General features: G+C 63.0%; 2 protein-coding genes. Both read left to right on the forward strand.

The window, feature by feature from the left end; all coding sequences use genetic code 11:
* On the forward strand, nucleotides 1–307 hold a 307-nt coding region (locus ACI94_RS08840; protein ID WP_286681326.1), incomplete at its 5' end, for a MarR family winged helix-turn-helix transcriptional regulator.
* A 54-nt stretch (nucleotides 308–361) separates the two neighbouring features.
* On the forward strand, nucleotides 362–2,527 hold a 2,166-nt coding region (gene lon / locus ACI94_RS08845), incomplete at its 3' end, for an endopeptidase La (RefSeq protein WP_286681327.1).

Raw genomic sequence — 2,527 nt, forward strand, 5'->3', positions numbered from 1 at the left:
ACAGATCGCCTACCTGAAAGTCATCGAGAAGCATCACGACCTGACGTTCAGCAAACTCGCCGAGATCACCAACAACTCGAAACCCACCGTCACGGAGATGGTCGATAGGTTCGTCCGGATGGAGTGCGCCTATCGGCAGAAGTGCCCCGATGACGGGAGGATGGCCTACATCCGCCTGACCGAGAAGGGGCGGATGATAGCAAACGCCGAGCAGAATGCGCTCCATCGTATGATCGAGAGGATTGTGCAGGCACTCGATGAGAACGAGGTGGATCTCTTGATCGAGATCCTCCGGAAGGTCAGGTAATTTTTTGCCCGGACGAATTGTTAGGTAAATTCAAACTAAATGATTGGAGTCACCATGCACTCACAAAACCCCGAAATCAACGAGACGATCGTCATACCGCTCTTTGAGACCGTGGTCTACCCCGAGACCCGGACGAAACTCCAGGTCGACGCAGCCACAGGGAAGGCGCTGATGGCCGCAGTGAAGGGCGACGGGTCCATATCCGCGGTCGGGCTGACCGTAAAGAGCGGCGTAAAGGGACCGAAGGTCGGCGCCGACGAGGTGTATACGATCGGAAACCTCCTTACGATCGCGCACATACAGCCTGCGGACGACGGCTACCTGGTCTTTGCCCATGCAACCTCCCGGGTGAAGGTCGCCCGCTTCACCGAGCAGGACGGGCTGATCTACGCCGCCTGCGAACCCTTCCCGGACATCATGGACATCGACGAGGGGACTCAAAAAGAGATGCTTGCAGACGTCAAGGCGGCCATCCACGAGATCGGCAGGAACTTCCAGGGCTCCGAGCAATTCATGCGGCCGGTCGATAGACTGGAGTCCATCGACCAGATCATGGCATTCGTCACGCCGTTCCTCCCGGTTGACGTTGCCGCAAAGCAGTCTCTCCTCGAGACCGTCTCCGTCAGGGAGCGCTATACGGCCTTCCTCCGGCTCCTGGTGGACCTCAGCGAGAGCATCAACCTCCGGATCGAGGTGGCGAGAAAGGCCTCCGAGAAGATCGGAAAAGCGAACCGCGAAGCGATGCTCCGCGAGCAGCTCCGGGTGATCCAGGAGGAACTCAACGGGGGCGACGACTCGTCCGGCGACGATGACTACCGGGAGCGGATCGAGCGCTCGACGATGCCCGAGGAGGTCCGCAAGAAGGCTCTTGCAGAGCTCAAGAAACTTGAGACGGGCGGGAGCCAGCACCACGAGAGCCAGGGGATCCGGAACTACCTCGACCTCCTGCTCGACCTGCCCTGGACGGTCGAGAAGAAGAGCATCGATATCGAGGAGGCCCGCCGGGTGCTCGAGAGCAACCACTACGGCCTTGAGAAGGTTAAGGAGCGGATCATCCAGCACCTCGCGGTCATGAAGCTCAAGGAGGAGAAGCAGGGCTCGATCATCCTCCTCGTGGGCCCGCCCGGGACGGGGAAGACGAGCCTCGGCCGGAGCATCGCCGAGGCGCTGGGCCGGAAGTACGTCCGGATCAGCCTCGGCGGCGTCAAGGACGAGGCGGAGATCCGCGGGCACCGGCGGACCTACGTCGGGTCGCTCCCCGGCCGGATCATCCAGGGGATGAAGCGTGCCGGGACGCTGAACCCGGTCTTCGTCCTCGACGAGGTCGACAAGCTCGCCGTCTCCTACTCCGGCGATCCGGCAAGCGCTCTGCTCGAGGTCCTCGATCCCGAGCAGAACAGCACGTTCTCGGACCACTACCTGGAGGTCCCCTACGATCTCTCGAACGTCTTCTTCATCGCGACCGCAAACAGTCTCTCGACGATCCCGGCGCCGCTCCTCGACCGGATGGAGGTCATCGAGATCTCGGGCTACACGAAGAAAGAGAAGTTTGCGATTGCAAAGGAGCATCTCATCCCGGAGACCCTCGAGGAGCACGGCCTGACCGCGGATCATCTCCGCATCGAGGACGAAACCGTCTCGGCGATCATCGACCGCTACACCCGGGAGGCCGGGGTCCGGACGCTCAAGAAGCAGCTTGCCCGGATCGCCCGGTACGTCTCGGCGAAGGTCGTCTCGGGAGGCGTCGATCTCCCGGTCGTCGTGACGGCCGATATGCTCCCCGAGATCCTCGGCCGGGAGACCGTCCGGCCGGACATGGCGCGGAAGGAGAACCCGCCCGGCGTCGTGACGGGGCTTGCCTGGACGCCGGTCGGCGGGGACATCCTCTTCATCGAGGGGACGTTCATGCCCGGCAAAGGGAAACTGACGCTGACGGGGCAGCTCGGCGACGTGATGAAGGAGTCGGCCCAGATTGCGCTCAGCCTGATCCGCTCACGGCTCGCGACCATCACGACAGGGTTCGACTTCTTCGCAAGCGACATCCACATCCACGTCCCGGCGGGGGCGACCCCGAAGGACGGGCCGTCGGCGGGGGTGACCATCCTGACGGCCCTCGCCTCCCTCGTCACCGGGAGAGCCGTCGACCCGACGCTCGCGATGACCGGCGAGGTGACGCTCTCCGGCGCGGTGCTCCCCGTCGGCGGGATCAAGGAGAAGGTC

Source organism: Methanoculleus sp. DTU007, from assembly GCF_001512385.1.
GTDB classification, from domain to species: Archaea; Halobacteriota; Methanomicrobia; order Methanomicrobiales; family Methanoculleaceae; genus Methanoculleus; species Methanoculleus thermophilus.